Genomic DNA, 15,934 nt, shown 5'->3' with positions numbered 1-15,934 from the left:
AACCTCCTTAGTATCATCTATGCTGTATAGATCGAACAGATTTTCCATTATCATAATCATCAATATTAACGTTCCAAAATTTTGCTACGGCTGCATCGATAGCCTGCTGTGTCGGTTTATCATTTTGTTCGGTATTATTATAATTGTCATAAGCCCAAACAACAGCATTATCCGCTTCAACACGTTTTGGCAAAGCGTTCAAAATAGCATTGTTGGCAGATTGTTTTATTTTATTAATGCTATAATCTATATAAGTTAGTTTTGTATTTTTAGAAATGTCTAAACTTGTTAATTCATTTTTATACAAGTCAAGATTGTCAAGTTCTATTGCATTTTTCACATCAATACTAGCTATTTTCATATTATTAGCCTCAAATTTCGTAATGCTGTTAGCATTGGGCGCGTAGATTTTAATTTCTTTTCCTTTTACTTTGGAAAAAATTTTAATCTCATTACTATTTGACGGTTTTTCATATTTAATCTTTTTACCATCTCCAAAATCAACCTCAACATAATCTTTTGAGTTGATGTCAAAATCTATAATTTCTTCATTAGCTAAATTGCTTACAAAACTAATTTTTGCAAGACTAGAATCATTTGGATTAAAAGGATTATCATCGTCATCATCGCGACAAGACATCATGCTAACTCCCACCACAAACAAGAATAGCAGATAAATAATTCTGTTACTTTTTTTCATTATTTTTTTATTTTTATTTACTGAATGATAACAAAATCACGTGGTGTATTATTATTTATTTTGTTCTATTTTATAATAATTTAAAAACTTTTATGAATTTTTAACAACAAAAAACATTATTCCTTTTAATATAATTTTTGACTTTAAAACAATATTTTAAAGATAAATTCTTTTCTAAATCATAAAAAAACCAACCTGTTTTGCAAGTTGGTTTAATATATTTAAAAATGTAAACTTCTTAATCTTGATGTCTAAACTCACTAATAAAGTGAAGTTTTACATTCGGGAACTTTTCCTGCGTCATGTGGATTGTAAAGGACGAATCCGCTAGAAACACCAATTGATCATATTTATCTTTCGCCAAGAAACGCTGTTTCAATCTTGCAAACTCCTGGAATTCCGCAGACTTTTCATCAGCTTCTACCCAACAAGCTTTGTGAATCGAGATAGGCTCATACGTACATTTGGCGCCATATTCGTGCTCCAGACGATATTGGATAACTTCAAACTGAAGTGCTCCAACGGTACCGATGATTTTACGACCATTCATCTCCATAACGAATAATTGTGCCACGCCTTCGTCCATCAACTGGTCGATACCTTTAGCCAATTGCTTAGCTTTAAGAGGATCATCATTGTTAATAAATCTGAAATGCTCTGGCGAGAAACTCGGAATTCCTTTGAAACTTAATTTTTCTCCCGAAGTTAATGTATCACCAATGCGGAAGTTACCCGTATCGTGCAATCCTACAATATCGCCAGGATAGCTCTCCTCAACAACTTCTTTTTTATCTGCAAAAAAAGCATTAGGTGAAGAAAATTTCAATTTTTTACCTTCTCTTACTAAAAGATAATTTTCGTTTCTTTTAAAAGTTCCGGACACGATTTTTACAAAGGCAAGACGGTCGCGGTGTTTCGGGTCCATATTCGCATGGATTTTAAACACAAAACCTGTAAAGTTTTTTTCTTCTGGCTTAACAATTCTTTGGTCAGATTCTTTGGGTTGCGGCATCGGTGCAATTTCGATAAAAGCATCCAACAACTCACGAACACCAAAATTATTTAATGCTGAACCAAAAAATACAGGTTGCTGGTTGCCGTTGATGTATGCCTCACGATCAAAAGCAGGATATACAGATTCTATAAGCTCCAATTCTTCACGAAGTTGAGCGGCGGCTTTGGCACCAATCATTTCGTCAATTTTCGGATCATTAATATCTTCAAACTTTACCGTGTCGCCGACCTTTTGTTTTTTTTCTTCTAAAAACAACTGAATATTGCTTTCCCAAATATTATAAATCCCTTGGAAGTCGCTACCCATACCAATTGGTAAAGATAATGGTACAACATTAAGACCTAGTTTTTGTTCCACTTCGTCCAAAAGGTCAAAAGCATCTTTCCCTTCTCTATCCAACTTGTTGATAAATACCAACATTGGAATATTTCTCATTTGACAAACCTTAACCAATTTTTCAGTTTGTTCCTCCACACCTTTTGCAACATCGACAACAACAATTACAGAATCTACCGCCGTCAATGTACGGTATGTATCTTCCGCAAAATCTTTGTGACCAGGCGTATCGAGAATATTAATCTTATGATCTTTATACTCGAATGCCAAAACTGAAGTCGCCACCGAGATTCCTCTTTGGCGTTCTATTTCCATAAAGTCGGAGGTTGCTCCTTTTTTTATCTTGTTGGACTTCACCGCACCCGCTTCTTGAATTGCTCCTCCGAAAAGAAGCAGTTTCTCTGTCAAAGTCGTTTTTCCGGCATCCGGGTGGGCAATAATCCCAAATGTTTTTCTTTTGCTAATTTCTTGTTCTAAAGACATAATAAAAATTGAGATTGCAAAAATCGTGATTTTTATTTAAAAACTAAAATTAGATTCTGTAAGAATTTTTCTTGACATTTTATCATTTGGAAATATTGAAAATGTGATTACTTTTGTGCACGAAAACAGTATTCAATGTTCAAATTTATAAAGCGACTTGTATTAGTGATTATTATCGCCAACATCTTGTTTATCACACTTGGGATTTTCTTTAATCCTCCCATTACATGGACACAATTGGGCGGTATGTTGAAATATGGAAAACTAGATCGCGATTATATTTCCTATGACGATATGGGGAATAATGTTAAAAAAGCGGTGATAGCTTCCGAAGATCAACTTTTTTTTGAACATAATGGTTTTGACGTAAAAGCGATTAAAAAAGCATTAGAACACAACGAAAAGAAAGGAAAAGTGAAACGCGGCGGAAGTACCATTTCTCAACAAACCGCCAAAAATGTATTTCTGTGGCAAGGTAGAAGCTGGTTCCGAAAAGGATTAGAAACCGTCTATACATTTATTATCGAAAAAGTTTGGGGAAAAGATATCATCCTGGAGCGCTATCTCAACTCAATAGAAATGGGACAAGGGGTTTTTGGTGTGGAAGCGGCATCCAAATATTATTTTGGGAAATCTTCTAAAGACCTTAGCAAAAGTGAGGCAGCTTGGATAGCTGTTGTACTTCCTAATCCGCAAAAATATGATCCTAAAAATCCGACACCTTATCTCAACAAAAAACACAACTGGGTGATGCGTCAAATGAATAACATTGTTCTGAAATAATTATATTTGCAGAACTTATGCCTTTAAGATTAAAAAACAAAGACAACTTCAGTACGGTTCTAAAAAAATATTTTAGTGCCCAAAATGAAACTTTTTCTCTTGATCCACTCGCTGAATTAATAGGTGCTGTGAAGAAGGAAGACTTGGGTGTTTTCGTAGCTTATCTCAAAGACAATCAGGATATTACTGATAATTTAAGTTATTATATTCAAAATATTTTTAAAGATAAACCCTTTAATTTATCTTTAACAGAAGCAGATATATTATCCGAAAATGCTTTTTTTCCAGAACTAAAGAAAAGACTTCTTAACAAAGTACTACCAAATATAGAAAACGAAAATACGATCTGGTACCTCGTTGACTTTGTATCCGTTACACCCAAAAAAGACCTTGATTTTTTTCTCAACTCCGAGGAAGATAAATTGAGCGAACTTTTCAAACTTCTAAAAATTGATCGTCTGGTTGCCAATACGCATGTCAAAAAAGAATTGCTTTTCGCTTTCAATGTTTTGGCTTGGCGTGTCATCGGAAATGCGATGGATGTTGAGGTTATGAAAATGGTTCCTAAATATCGAAATCTTGACAATCCTTTTTTGGCTTTGCAAAATGAATTGGATATTTTGATAACCAACTTCAAAGATGAGCCCAACTTTCAACTCAATTCTAAAGATGAAGTTTATAAACAAATAAAAGTTTACCTTCAACAATGCCAGGAATTTGTAAATATCGCTTTTAAAAACAGTAGTAAATACGGAATTTCCAGTAAGATTAATCTCTATCTTCTCAAAATTCGTCAGCAGTTGACAAGAATGTCCGAGATACTTCAAATCTTTGTTATTGATGATGACAGCGATTATGTTGTCCGCTCCAAGCAATTATTTTTGAATATACTTCGTTACAAATCGCACAAGAATAATGTCCAAGATTTGCTTTCTGACAATACAAGGTTGATATCGCACCTGATTACCAATCATACCGCTGAAACGGGCACACATTATATCACCTCGTCCCAGAAGGATTATCTGAAAATGCTATGGAAAGCTAGTGCGGCAGGTGTTATTATCGGTGCATGCAGTATTCTTAAGATTTTATACGGCGATTTGGATTCCAGCGAATTTGGTCATGCTGCCATCTATGCTTTCAATTATGCAATGTGTTTTGTTATCATCTATTTGATGGGTTATACGATCGCGACCAAACAGCCTGCGATGACCGCCGCAACGATGGCAAAAGTCCTTTCTGATAAAAATAACACTCAAAAAAACTATGTTGACTTTGCACACTTTGTTTCAAAACTTTTTAGAAGTCAGTTCATCGCATTTGTAGGAAATGTTTTTTTAACGTTTGCATCTGCACTCGCAGTTGTGTATGCACTGGATATTTTGCTCAATCATAATTATGGTACCGAAAAGGCTGACAAGCTGTTCCACAACATTAATATGTTCGAGTCCAAAGCCCTTTTACACGCAAGTATTGCTGGAGTATTCTTGTTTATATCTGGGATTATATCTGGAAATATTGCCAACAATTCGGTATTTTTCCAAATTCCGAAAAGGATTGCCAAAAATCCCTTTATCAATTATTTTTTCGGACAAAAATTCGCTGAAAACCTTTCCATATATTATTATAAAAACTGGGCAGGCATTATGTCCAACTTTTGGTTTGGTGTTTTTTTAGGCATTACGGGTCCCATTGGTATATTTTTGGGCTTGGATATTGACATTCGACACATCACTTTTTCTACTGGATATTTTGCTGTAGCGCTTTATGGTAAAGGATTTTCGGTTGGTATGTACACCTTTTGGGTTTCTTTTGTCACTATTGGATTGATTGGCTTTTTTAACTTTATCGTAAGTTTTGGTCTGTCTATGATGCTGGCTTTCCGTTCCAGAAAGATGAATACAACAGAGATTGGCGCTATATTTCAGGAAATCTTCAAGTATTTTCTTAAAAACCCTTTGCGTTTTTTTATTCCGATACGCTCAAGATTGGACGGAAAAGCACAAGAACTTATGGAAAAGTCTAAAGCTCCTACAAAACCAAAAGATCTTTAAAATCGAAATTTTCCCCAAGACTATTTTTAATTTTGCTTAAATAAAAACTTTTGCGAAGTCTAAAATCATTTTTAAGAAGTGGTGATTTTATTTTGATTAAAAGATTCCCTTGGTCGATATTAACAGACTCTATCTCATTGAACAAATCTGCAGAGAGATAATCTTCCAAAAAATCTTTAATCTCAAAAGCCTGAAGTTTGGATTCAAAACCATGAATTTTTGCAAAACTTTGTACCAATTCTGACGACAAAAACTCTCTTTTCTTTTTCTTTCCCATAATTATTAATCTCGCAAATACATCATTAGAATTAGTTTTGCGAAGTAAATGTAAAATTAAAATTTAAAAAACAAAATCACTATCTTTGCCCGCGATAATTTGGTAAAAAACACTTTATCGAAACTAATTAATAACAAAACAAATATCACGATATAATGAAATGTGGCATTGTAGGTTTACCTAATGTTGGAAAATCAACTCTTTTTAACTGTCTTAGTAACGCAAAAGCACAATCTGCAAACTATCCATTCTGTACGATAGAGCCCAATTTAGGGACTGTTTCTGTACCAGATCCACGTCTTTTTGAGCTGGAAAAAATAGTAAATCCAGAGCGCGTTTTGCCAGCTGTTGTAGAGATTGTTGACATCGCAGGCCTTGTAAAAGGGGCTAGCAAAGGCGAAGGTCTTGGCAACCAATTCTTAGCCAATATCCGCGAATGTGAAGCTATCATCCATGTTTTGAGATGTTTCGATAACGGTAACATCATCCATGTGGAAGGTTCTGTTGATCCAATGCGTGATAAAGAAATTATTGATATAGAACTTCAATTAAAAGATCTTGAAACGATAGGAAAAGCAGTTGACAAAGCAAAAAAATTCATCAAATCTGGTAAAAAAGAAGATATCTTAGCTTACGAAACTTTACAAAATCTTCAAAAATTTGTTGAAGACGGAAAGAATTCTAGAGAATTTCCTGTAAATGATTTGACAGCTCCAATTATAAATGAAGTGAAATTATTGACAAACAAACCTGTACTTTATGTTTGTAATGTCGATGAAAGCTCGATCAAAAATGGTAACCAATGGATTGCTAAGATTGAAGAAATGGCAAAAAATGAAGGTGCTGAAGTTGTGGTTTTAGCAGCTCAGATTGAGGCGGATATCAACGAGCTAGAATCTTATGAAGAACGCCAAATGTTTTTAGAAGAACTAGGTCTTGAAGAGCCAGGCGTTAATCGATTAATCCGTCAAGCTTATGCTTTATTAAAACTACAAACTTATTTCACAGCGGGTGTTAAAGAAGTGCGTGCATGGACAATTGGTAAAGGTTGGACAGCTCCACAAGCGGCTGGGGTTATCCATACAGATTTTGAAAAAGGATTTATCCGTGCAGAAGTTATCAAATATGATGACTATATGACCTATGGCTCCGAGGCTAAAGTGAAAGAAGCTGGAAAGCTTTCGGTAGAAGGTAAAGAATACATTGTACAAGATGGTGATATTATGCACTTTAGATTCAATGTTTAATTGAATTTAAGGCTTCTAAATAAATTTTAAAAACACTCCTAAAACGGGTGTTTTTTTTATTGTACATTTGACCAATTAAATATTTAAATATGATTAAAAAACTACTTCTTACAGCCTCTTTGGCAACTTGTATTTCTGGATTTTCTCAAACATCAATTTTTAAAGAAGATTTTGAAACAGAAGCTGGACGCAATTCTTGGATTAACACAGACAGAGATGGCGATGGAGAAAAATGGGAATTTGACAATTCCGAAATTGATAGTTTCACTGGTTTTTATGCCACATCATGGTCTTGGTTTTTTGATGCTTTTACGCCAGATAATACATTAACAAGCCCTAGTATTATCTTACCAAATAATGCTGACAAAAAATTAACATTAAAATTCGATATCGGCGCTTTTGATGAAGAAGTATTTCAAGAACATTATGCAGTATATGTCATCCCTGCCAACACTGAATTTGCAGGAACCGAAATACCTATTTTTGAAGAAACACTAGATGCTGGCTATATGGACGAGGCAAAACATGTCAATATTGATATTAGCGAATATGCAGGACAAGATGTGAGATTGGTATTTAGACATTATGATTGTACAGATTTGTTGGTTTTACTATTAGATAATATTGAAGTTTTGGAAGAACCAAAGCTAGCCATTTCTGATATCAACAAAACGTCTGTTAAAATCTATCCTAATCCAACTTCTGATATTTTAAAAGTTTCTGGATTAAATAAAATTGAAAAAATAAGAATTTTTGACATGAATGGACACAAAGTTTTGGAAACTCAAAATTCTGAAACTAATCTTAAAAATCTACTTCCTGGCTCTTATATTGTGAATATCTATTCTGAAAACAATGTAATATCCAGAAAGATTATTAAAAAGTAATTATAATAACTCCTTGGATTTAATTAGCTTTAATACTATCTAAATTCAAAAGACTTTTAATAAAGGTTAGCATTATAAAAAAGCGAACCTCTTCATACGAAGAGGTTCCTCTGAAAAAAATGTAACCTATTCCCAGTCGGGCATCCAGGCGTTGCTGAAAAGCAACTTTCTAGAATCCTCGTCGGTAATAGAAAGTCTATAGACATCTTTCTGAGATATTCCATCGTTAGAAGTTTGGGTAAAAATAACCTCTGCTTCATTAGGTGAGAATCTAGGATCAATGTCAATATAGCCGGCTGGGATTTTCGTTTTAGTGGATACATCCAAAACTGTATCGTCTGTTAAATCGTATATAAAAATATGTGTATTGAGTTGTCTGTAGTCACTATTTTCAAAACCAGAGATATCTCGTGTATAGAGAATCTTAGTCCCTTCAACCGAGAAGTCTAAACCTCCAGCTGCTCCAGTAACATTTTCTAATATGGTTTTGAGAACATTTCCTAACATATCTATTACATAAATCTTAACATTGTAACCATTGATATTATTAGTTTTCAATGCAATTTTTGTCCCATCAGCAGACCATGCACATTCAGAAATAAAACTGCCATCTGTAGTTTGATAAACAAGCTGTGTGCCGCTACCATCTTTGTTGACACGGTATATTTTATCAAAGCTTGGGTATAATATTTCTTTTCCATTGGCACTCCATGAAAAATCAACTTCATTAATATTAAAGCCTGAAATCGGAATTGATGTTACTTTAAACAATTCTGAGCCATCTGGTTTTACTGTAAAAATATGAGGATTACCTTCTACAACTTTAATAAATGCAATAACACCAGCTGCATTGCTCTTACGAGGTCGTATTGCACTTGTATTATCTTTAGTAAGTTGAAAATTTTTGCCAAGTTCATCTGATGAGAGAATACCTAGGTTATCACCTATTTTTCTTACAAAATGATATCTATTTTCTGGTATTTTGATGGTTGTAAACTTATTAGTTTTACTAAAAACTTCCTCGTTAATGCCATCTGATGCCACGACCTGCCAAAAATAACTTGTTCCAAAAACCAAACTATCCAATGTCAAGGATTTTTCAGTTAGATTCTTATAGGTTTTAATATTATTATTCTTATTATTTTTAAGAATAACTCTATAAGTAATCGAATCCTCATCTGGATCTGTACAATTCCAACTTAGTTTAAGTGACAAAGCTTGATTTTCTGCATTATCAGCAGGTGTTACAAGCTCCGGAGCAGATGGCGGAGAATTAAGTGTATTATCATCTTTCATTTCGAATACGACACTTACGGTCTGACCATCGTCTTTTAGGTTAGCACCTTTTATTTCCATAATGTAGCCTTCTAGCTCTGCTTTAACAGAGTAATCTCCAATAGGAACATCTTTTATTATAAAACTTCCATCCGCAACCGTAAAAATTGTTTCTGTTGTAGGTGCCGTCGTTATTTTCACATTCTGAAGAGGTTCATTGGTTTTATACTTCACTACTACGCCTTTGATGTTTGCTTTATAGGTTTTTTCCACAAGATCTTCGCTACATCCTGTCAAAATTAATATCAAAAAAAGGAATAGAAACTTTATATATTTATATGAATTCATGATTTTAAAGTTTAAGGTTTGATTAGTTTTTAGGTTTTCCAAAATAATAATTAAGACTTAGTCCTATTCTAAAAAGGTTATCATTCCTTTTACCACTAACTAAATTGTCCCAATCATCATTCATTCCGAAATCATATTCACCATACAATCTTAGTCCAAATTTTGGCATTGGTAGATATTCTATGCCTGCACCAGCATTTATTTTAGTTTTAATATTATTAAAAAATGAATGGCTAGAACCTATCATTCCAACACCTCCATACACATATGGCGAGACGTTGTCATTAGGCATTATTAGGTATTCGACATTAAAATCTAGACTATTAAACTTTCGTTTGAAAATATTAGAATTCACTAAATAGAAATCGGCAACATTAGCATCCAAGCTAATATTATTGCTAACATATATTTTCATTCCAAAATTATATCCAATTTTGGCTTTTCCATCAGGATAATCTCCTTTTATGGTATTGGACATCAATCCGCCAAACAGTCCAAAGCTTCCGCGTTTAGGCGCTATCAATCTGTTATCAATTCTAAAGTCTTCATTAATTTGTTCTTCTGTTTTTTGCTTTGCAATAAGACTATCCACTACTTTTTTATTAGATTCATCTGCTTCCCAAAGACCATCTTTAACACCTTCTAAAACCAATGAAAAGACGGCTTTTTCAATAGCTTCTTTCACCGCAAGGTGTACAGGTTCATTTTTTGTCACACCAATTTCTGCCTCCATAAGTCTTTCTGTGTCAACATATCGAAAGAAACTACCGCTAAGAGATTGTGATAAAATAGTTTTGGAAGTATAAATGGTTTTTAAAATTTTGCCATTATTGGTAGAAACAGCGCGCAGATATACCGAAATGCGATCTTGTCGATATTGCGAACTAGCACCGATTCCAAAATAGCGCGCCCCTGCACCACCTGTCATTATATTAGTATCATAGGAAATAATTCCGCCTTCGATAATTACTCCAGCGAATAAAAGAGGTGGTAATGGCGTAGCAGAACTTTTTTGACCATTTGCTTGGTTTTGTAAAGCTGCATACTCTTGTCTTGTAGATTTTATGATTTGTCTTTCATTGAGCAAATCACTAATATTTTCTCTTTCAATTGTAGTAAACCATTTTGAGTCTTCTAAAGCTTTTAGTAGAATAGAAGTCGTACCTTGAGGAATTGCGGTACTCCAGTTAGAAATATTCTCTGATGCTTTATACTGACCTGTTTGGTCTTTAAACTTATAGACTGCTACCACTGCTTTTTCTTTAGGTTCCGGCAAAGTTTTCAGCAACTTAGTATAAGGCGTTACTTCACCTAAAGTAGAACTTTGATAACCTGTAGGAGCTTTGAATAATGCACTACAGCTATTAAGTATTAATAAAGGAATTGAAAAGAGAAAATGTACTTTTTTTAGGTTACGTTTAAAATACATTTTTTCAGATTTTGGTTATGTTAATTTTTAGTTAGTATTAGGAAGATTGATATTGGTTTGTTCTCCAGTATTCATATCTATAATACCTATGTTAAGGCCTCCAAAATATTCAGAGATTGTGACATTTAGCGACCCCATATTGTAAACACCTGGCGTTAAGTTCGAATCTCCTAAGTCTCCACCAAATAAATTTCTCGAAATTTGATTTAGCAGTTGACGATTAAGATTTTCTTGAAAACTACCTATTGCTGTAGGTTGTTTGAAGCCTGGAGTTTTATTATCATCAAACTGGTTTTGCGCATTAGCTGAATTTAGCAACCAACTGTAGTTAAAATAATCTCCTCCCAAAGCAGGGTTAATTGGTTTGTAAGCCATCTGTTGGGATTTTATGGAGGTATATCCTAAAATAAAAAGGATAACTAGCAAAACCTTTGGAACAGGACAAATTGTTTTCATGTTTTAGGGAGCTCTTAACTCCTTATCTAATAGTTTGCTTTCCCTATAATAATTATTAAGATACCGCATTGTCATCTGTGCTTGTGCAATGATGTAATCATCATTTGGAACCACACGAAAACTGTAGATATTTTTATCACTTGTATCAATATTTATTATACCATTTCTACCTATTGAAGGTAATTCGTTAATATTAATTACAAAAGCGAATTGATTAGTAGAATCTTTATATATATTATAAAATGCCTCAAAAAAATCTTTTCCGATTTTACTTTTGGTATTGTCCACTACAAGACCTTTCAATTCAAAATCTTCTTCTTTAACAATTTCATCTTTCTCATTACTAAAGTTATATTTATGGCTTAGTAACTCGTCTGACTTTACATTAAAAAACAAAGAGTCTTTGGAAACTAATTGATTTTCTTTTTCATTTCTAATAAACAAATAAATTTTTACTTGATCATCATTGGCATAATTAATTGTTATTTGTGATAAATCTTTTCTCTCATCTGGACTGATAATAAACCGTCCTTCTTGCTTGTTATTTGAAATATTGCCGTTTGAAGAACGCTTGATACTTATCAAAAGATAATTAAGAGCATGCACAATATCGTCATTATTAATGGCCTTAGCATGAATCGAAATCATACTCTCGGCATTTTTAACTTCTATAGCAGCTTTCACATCAATAGTATTTTCAATTTGAGAAAAAAATAGTATAGGGGAAAAAATTAATAAACAAGAAAACAAGTAAAACAAATTTTTCATTACATATTTTTTTATCTGTTTTCTATAAATATACTTTTATTACTTCCAATTATTTCAACACTCATTCCATTAGAAATAGAATTGCTACCATCTACTACAATGATATTATTATTACCAATTGTTCTTATCGTCATCTCTGACATTTGGTTTCTGTTATAATCAATATAATTTGCTACATTGTTATTACCCATCTGCAAACTATAAAGCTTATCATCTATTAAGCTTGCTTCTAGCAAATTATTATCACCTAGTTGGATAACATTGCTTAAACTACCAATATCTGCCGATTGTGATGATGTGAGAAATTGTAAAACATTTTGAGAATTAAGGTCTTTAAATGATTGTGTTTTAGCAATTATAAAAAAGCTAAAACTAAACATTATAAAAAGAAACTTTGTTCTCATTTTGATAGAAATAATAAAAGATAAAAAGGAGGAAGCAGCTTATTAATAACTCTTCCTCCTTACATACTAAACTAATCCCCTAGTTACTTTGATTAACAACCATTGAGTTGCCTACTCCAACTTGAGTTCCCACATGACTATGTGCATCACCTAGTTGAGTTACAACAGAAGAGTTAAAAAGTCCTGTTTGCATATCAAGAGCACTATTGCCATTTCCATCTTGATATTGTTCTGCATAATTAGCAAAACCATCCTGCAAAACTATAGCAATATTATCATCTCCTAATTGGGTCTGTACTGACTCATTTAAAATTCCTGTTTGGCTAGCGAATGCAATATTACCATCTCCTAATTGTCCTTGAGTTGCTGAATTACCCAAACCATCTTGTACAGCCCAAGCAATATTATCATTTCCCATAGAAACTTGTGTGCTTTCATTAAAAGCTCCAACTTGTGATACACGAGTATCATTATCATTTCCAATTTGTACTTGGAAACTAGAGTTGAATGCTCCTGATTGAGAAACCCAAGCATAATTAGAATTACCTAGTTGACCTGAATAATTTTCGTTACCAAGACCTACTTGAGTTACATCGATTTCGTTATCGTTTCCATAACTTTCAGACTCATTCATATTACCAATACCTGTTTGAGTTGTACTAGCAATGTTATCATCACCTTGTTGGTGAATAGAGTTGTCGTTCATTAACCCTACTTGGTTTACTGTAGCTGAGTTCCCGTTACCTAATTGTGTAGTAACATCATTGTTAGCTTGAGCGAATGCAAAACTTGTTGCAAAAACTGCACATGCAGTTAAAATTAACTTTTTCATGATAAAACGTTTTTTTAATGGTTTAACAGTCCAAAGATATGTTTGTCAACCCCTTCAAAAAATCGCTTTTATATATGATTTTTGAATATCACTATTTTCCGTTACCCCATCATATCCCCCTCGTAATTTTTGATCTTATCATAAATATCTATAAATAAAAGATTTACACAAACCCAATAAGAAAACATTTATCTAGAAAGTATAACAAAAACTTAATCTAAGTGGACAAATTTATCCAACTAGTTAGAATTAACAATGTAAATTTTATTCAAAATGGCTAAAAAAATTAATTTTTGACTATCATTATTAGATGAAATTCAAACAAAAAACTTAACTATGCTTAAAATTAAACAAATTTAATTTCATTAATATAATATATAATGAAAATAGCATTTCTTGGACCAAAAGCTTCTTTCACCCAGCTAGCGACAACACAACTATTTACTAACGATTTACTAATTCCAGAAGCTAGTATTCTGGATTGCTTCAAAGCTGTCGAAAATAATAAAGTCGAAAAAGCCGTTGTTCCACTCGAAAACTCAATAGAAGGCACCGTTTCCATGACTTTGGATTATCTTTATAAAATGCCAAATGTCAAAATCGAAGCCGAAGCTGTAATGCCCATTGCACATCACCTTATGGTTATTCCTGAAAATAGAAACGAAACTGATTTTGAAAAAATATACTCGCATCCACAAGCCCTTGCGCAAAGTTTTCATTTTCTGAATAGTCATTTTCCAAATATTGTCAAACAAGATTTTTCTTCTACAGCAGCCGCTGCAAAGTATGTTTCCGAAAACAAAAATCGAAAAATTGCTGCGGTAGCCAACCAGTTTGCTGCCAAACTTTATGGTTTAGAAATTATACATCGTAACATTCATGATTTTGAGCAAAACCATACACGTTTCATTATTATATCAAAAAATCAATATACTTATCATAATATTTCGTTAGAAAATATCGGTAAAAAATCTGGTCTTTTGGTCAGCTTACCCGAAGATCATGCTGGAGTATTGCATCAGGTTTTATCGGTTTTTGCGTGGCGCAATATGAACCTCAGCAAAATCGAGTCAAGAACTCTGAAAACAGGTCTTGGTAATTATTTTTTCTTCCTAAATGTTGTTGGCGAATGGCATCCTATTTTGCATGAAAATGCACTTGAAGAGTTAAAAGCTTTAGGAACTAAAGTCGATTTTCTTGGAAATTATAACGAATATCTATTGGAAAGTTAACAGCAGTATTCTATTTTTAAAGCTTAATAAATTTCCCTCCAAATATTAACTACTCATACCGATTTCCCCATTTTTTTTGGAGCTGGTCTTTTATTTTTTGCTCAGTGGAATTTTGCCCAGGTTGGTACAAATGAAAACCTGAAATCTCTTCTGGTAAAAACTCTTGTTCTACAAAATTACCTGCGTGTGCATGCGCATATTGGTAATCTTTTCCATAATCCATATCTTTCATAAGCTTGGTCGGTGCATTGCGCAAATGTAATGGTACAGGAAGATTTCCTGTTTTTTTAACTAAAGCTATTGCATCGTTTATAGCGACGTAAGCAGTGTTACTTTTAGGCGATACAGCGAGATAAATAGCAGTTTCACTAAGGATAATTCTAGCTTCTGGATTACCGATGATATTAATAGCTTGGAAACAATTATTTGCTACGACCAAGGCATTTGGATTTGCTAATCCAATGTCTTCAGAAGCAAGAATCACTAGACGTCGTGCAATAAATTTGATATCTTCACCACCAACTAACATTCGCGCCAACCAATACACAGCAGCATTGGGATCGCTACCCCGAATAGATTTGATAAAAGCCGAAATTATATCGTAATGTTGTTCGCCATTTTTATCATAAAGTGCCATATTTTCTTGTAAAATAGAAAGCACATCATCGTTATTAATATGTTCGGTTTTTGAATTTTTAAATTGATTAAGAACCAACTCTATTGAATTAATCAACTTACGTGCATCGCCTCCAGAATATTGAATAAACGCGGCCTTGTCATCCAAAACGAATTGGGAAAGATTGAGTTCGTTATATTTCTTGAGACTTGTATCAGCCAGTTCTTCCAACTTTTCAAACGTCAAAGCTTTAAGAACATAGACTTGACTTCTCGATAACAATGCTGAGACCACTTCAAAACTCGGATTTTCTGTTGTCGCACCTATCAAAACAATCCAGCCTTTTTCAACAGCATGTAGCAACGAATCTTGTTGAGATTTATTAAACCGGTGTATCTCATCAATAAATAGAATTGGCGATTTTCCGGAGAATAAATTTTGTTTTTTAGCATCTTCAATAACATCACGAACATCTTTAACCCCAGAAGTTACGGCACTTAATTTGTAAAACTTTCGTTTGGATTGTTCCGAAATTATTTCTGCTAAAGTCGTTTTTCCTGTACCTGGAGGTCCCCAAAATATCAACGAATTGATAGTATCATTTTGCAACATACGACGTATTGGTCCTTGTGGACCTGTCAAATGTTCTTGTCCTACAACTTCATCTAGTGTTTTCGGGCGCAAAATTTCTGCTAAAGGCGAATTGCTATTCATAGCTCAAAATTACGAAATAGAATGATAAAGAAAAATGACGATTCTTAAATTAAAAGCTTTGTACGAACTTGAATTTCT

General features: G+C 33.4%; 15 protein-coding genes. 5 read left to right on the top strand and 10 right to left on the bottom strand.

What is annotated here, in order from left to right; translation table 11 throughout:
* Positions 1-13: 13 nt before the first annotated feature.
* Both ACVFVN_RS11475 and ACVFVN_RS11470 read right to left on the bottom strand, forming a co-directional pair.
* Complete coding sequence (locus tag ACVFVN_RS11475; RefSeq protein ID WP_409508644.1) at positions 14-700, bottom strand: hypothetical protein; 687 nt, start codon at positions 698-700, stop codon at positions 14-16.
* Between the two features lie 238 nt (positions 701-938).
* Positions 939-2,534 carry a peptide chain release factor 3 gene (locus tag ACVFVN_RS11470; protein ID WP_456235356.1) on the bottom strand — a complete coding sequence of 532 codons (1,596 nt, stop codon included), beginning with the start codon at positions 2,532-2,534 and terminating at the stop codon, positions 939-941.
* Positions 2,535-2,669: 135 nt separating this feature from the next.
* Between ACVFVN_RS11470 and mtgA the strand changes: the two genes are divergently transcribed.
* Together mtgA and ACVFVN_RS11460 are read left to right on the top strand one after the other, a co-directional pair.
* A complete protein-coding gene (gene mtgA / locus ACVFVN_RS11465; protein WP_456235355.1) occupies positions 2,670-3,317 on the top strand; it encodes a monofunctional biosynthetic peptidoglycan transglycosylase in 648 nt (215 codons plus the stop codon).
* 17 nt (positions 3,318-3,334) lie between these two features.
* Complete coding sequence (locus tag ACVFVN_RS11460; RefSeq protein WP_165132172.1) at positions 3,335-5,371, top strand: site-specific recombinase; 2,037 nt, start codon at positions 3,335-3,337, stop codon at positions 5,369-5,371.
* On the opposite strand, the gene ACVFVN_RS11455 is transcribed toward ACVFVN_RS11460, so the two are convergent.
* Positions 5,349-5,648, bottom strand: coding sequence for a hypothetical protein (locus ACVFVN_RS11455; protein ID WP_165132175.1), 300 nt, complete (start codon positions 5,646-5,648; stop codon positions 5,349-5,351). The genes ACVFVN_RS11460 and ACVFVN_RS11455 overlap by 23 nt on opposite strands.
* 155 nt (positions 5,649-5,803) lie before the next feature.
* On the opposite strand from ACVFVN_RS11455, the gene ychF reads away from it, so the two are divergent.
* Together ychF and ACVFVN_RS11445 are read left to right on the top strand one after the other, a co-directional pair.
* Complete coding sequence (gene ychF, locus ACVFVN_RS11450; protein ID WP_456235354.1) at positions 5,804-6,895, top strand: redox-regulated ATPase YchF; 1,092 nt, start codon at positions 5,804-5,806, stop codon at positions 6,893-6,895.
* Positions 6,896-6,984: 89 nt separating this feature from the next.
* Positions 6,985-7,782: a T9SS-dependent choice-of-anchor J family protein gene (locus ACVFVN_RS11445; protein ID WP_165132181.1), complete on the top strand. Its 798-nt coding sequence runs from the start codon at positions 6,985-6,987 to the stop codon at positions 7,780-7,782.
* Between the two features lie 126 nt (positions 7,783-7,908).
* Here the strand turns inward: ACVFVN_RS11445 and ACVFVN_RS11440 are convergent, their stop codons facing one another.
* The 6 genes from ACVFVN_RS11440 to ACVFVN_RS11415 all read right to left on the bottom strand — a co-directional run bounded on the left by ACVFVN_RS11440 (position 7,909) and on the right by ACVFVN_RS11415 (position 13,294).
* Entirely contained in the window at positions 7,909-9,405 is a 1,497-nt protein-coding gene (locus ACVFVN_RS11440) for a carboxypeptidase regulatory-like domain-containing protein (RefSeq protein WP_456235353.1), read from the bottom strand.
* A 22-nt stretch (positions 9,406-9,427) separates the two neighbouring features.
* A complete protein-coding gene (locus ACVFVN_RS11435) occupies positions 9,428-10,834 on the bottom strand; it encodes a CsgG/HfaB family protein (RefSeq protein WP_456235352.1) in 1,407 nt (468 codons plus the stop codon).
* 27 nt (positions 10,835-10,861) lie between these two features.
* Positions 10,862-11,290: a curli assembly protein CsgF gene (locus tag ACVFVN_RS11430; protein WP_165132190.1), complete on the bottom strand. Its 429-nt coding sequence runs from the start codon at positions 11,288-11,290 to the stop codon at positions 10,862-10,864.
* A 3-nt stretch (positions 11,291-11,293) separates the two neighbouring features.
* Entirely contained in the window at positions 11,294-12,058 is a 765-nt protein-coding gene (locus ACVFVN_RS11425) for a CsgE family curli-type amyloid fiber assembly protein (protein WP_456235351.1), read from the bottom strand.
* Between the two features lie 11 nt (positions 12,059-12,069).
* On the bottom strand, positions 12,070-12,462 hold the full coding sequence (locus ACVFVN_RS11420; protein WP_165132196.1) for a hypothetical protein: 393 nt from the start codon (positions 12,460-12,462) through the stop codon (positions 12,070-12,072).
* A 79-nt stretch (positions 12,463-12,541) separates the two neighbouring features.
* Positions 12,542-13,294, bottom strand: a complete 753-nt coding sequence (locus tag ACVFVN_RS11415) for a hypothetical protein (protein WP_456235350.1) — start codon at positions 13,292-13,294, stop codon at positions 12,542-12,544.
* Positions 13,295-13,674: 380 nt separating this feature from the next.
* Here ACVFVN_RS11415 and pheA point away from each other — a divergent pair, with 380 nt between their 5' ends.
* Positions 13,675-14,526 carry a prephenate dehydratase gene (gene pheA / locus ACVFVN_RS11410; RefSeq protein ID WP_456235349.1) on the top strand — a complete coding sequence of 284 codons (852 nt, stop codon included), beginning with the start codon at positions 13,675-13,677 and terminating at the stop codon, positions 14,524-14,526.
* A gap of 49 nt (positions 14,527-14,575) precedes the next feature.
* On the opposite strand, the gene ACVFVN_RS11405 is transcribed toward pheA, so the two are convergent.
* On the bottom strand, positions 14,576-15,856 hold the full coding sequence (locus ACVFVN_RS11405; protein ID WP_456235348.1) for a replication-associated recombination protein A: 1,281 nt from the start codon (positions 15,854-15,856) through the stop codon (positions 14,576-14,578).
* Between the last annotated feature and the right edge of the window lie 78 nt (positions 15,857-15,934).

It is taken from the genome of Soonwooa purpurea (assembly GCF_053891095.1).
Note: the sequence above shows the minus strand (reverse complement) of the source record. Positions and strands in the feature narration are given on the sequence as shown.

What these genes read in the sequence shown, in the direction of transcription:
- ACVFVN_RS11475 (WP_409508644.1), bottom strand. Translation starts at nt 700, where the DNA reads ATGAAAAAAAGTAACAGAATTATTTATCTGCTATTCTTGTTTGTGGTG.
- ACVFVN_RS11470 (WP_456235356.1), bottom strand. Translation starts at nt 2,534, where the DNA reads ATGTCTTTAGAACAAGAAATTAGCAAAAGAAAAACATTTGGGATTATT.
- mtgA (WP_456235355.1), top strand. Translation starts at nt 2,670, where the DNA reads ATGTTCAAATTTATAAAGCGACTTGTATTAGTGATTATTATCGCCAAC.
- ACVFVN_RS11460 (WP_165132172.1), top strand. Translation starts at nt 3,335, where the DNA reads ATGCCTTTAAGATTAAAAAACAAAGACAACTTCAGTACGGTTCTAAAA.
- ACVFVN_RS11455 (WP_165132175.1), bottom strand. Translation starts at nt 5,648, where the DNA reads ATGGGAAAGAAAAAGAAAAGAGAGTTTTTGTCGTCAGAATTGGTACAA.
- ychF (WP_456235354.1), top strand. Translation starts at nt 5,804, where the DNA reads ATGAAATGTGGCATTGTAGGTTTACCTAATGTTGGAAAATCAACTCTT.
- ACVFVN_RS11445 (WP_165132181.1), top strand. Translation starts at nt 6,985, where the DNA reads ATGATTAAAAAACTACTTCTTACAGCCTCTTTGGCAACTTGTATTTCT.
- ACVFVN_RS11440 (WP_456235353.1), bottom strand. Translation starts at nt 9,405, where the DNA reads ATGAATTCATATAAATATATAAAGTTTCTATTCCTTTTTTTGATATTA.
- ACVFVN_RS11435 (WP_456235352.1), bottom strand. Translation starts at nt 10,834, where the DNA reads ATGTATTTTAAACGTAACCTAAAAAAAGTACATTTTCTCTTTTCAATT.
- ACVFVN_RS11430 (WP_165132190.1), bottom strand. Translation starts at nt 11,290, where the DNA reads ATGAAAACAATTTGTCCTGTTCCAAAGGTTTTGCTAGTTATCCTTTTT.
- ACVFVN_RS11425 (WP_456235351.1), bottom strand. Translation starts at nt 12,058, where the DNA reads ATGAAAAATTTGTTTTACTTGTTTTCTTGTTTATTAATTTTTTCCCCT.
- ACVFVN_RS11420 (WP_165132196.1), bottom strand. Translation starts at nt 12,462, where the DNA reads ATGAGAACAAAGTTTCTTTTTATAATGTTTAGTTTTAGCTTTTTTATA.
- ACVFVN_RS11415 (WP_456235350.1), bottom strand. Translation starts at nt 13,294, where the DNA reads ATGAAAAAGTTAATTTTAACTGCATGTGCAGTTTTTGCAACAAGTTTT.
- pheA (WP_456235349.1), top strand. Translation starts at nt 13,675, where the DNA reads ATGAAAATAGCATTTCTTGGACCAAAAGCTTCTTTCACCCAGCTAGCG.
- ACVFVN_RS11405 (WP_456235348.1), bottom strand. Translation starts at nt 15,856, where the DNA reads ATGAATAGCAATTCGCCTTTAGCAGAAATTTTGCGCCCGAAAACACTA.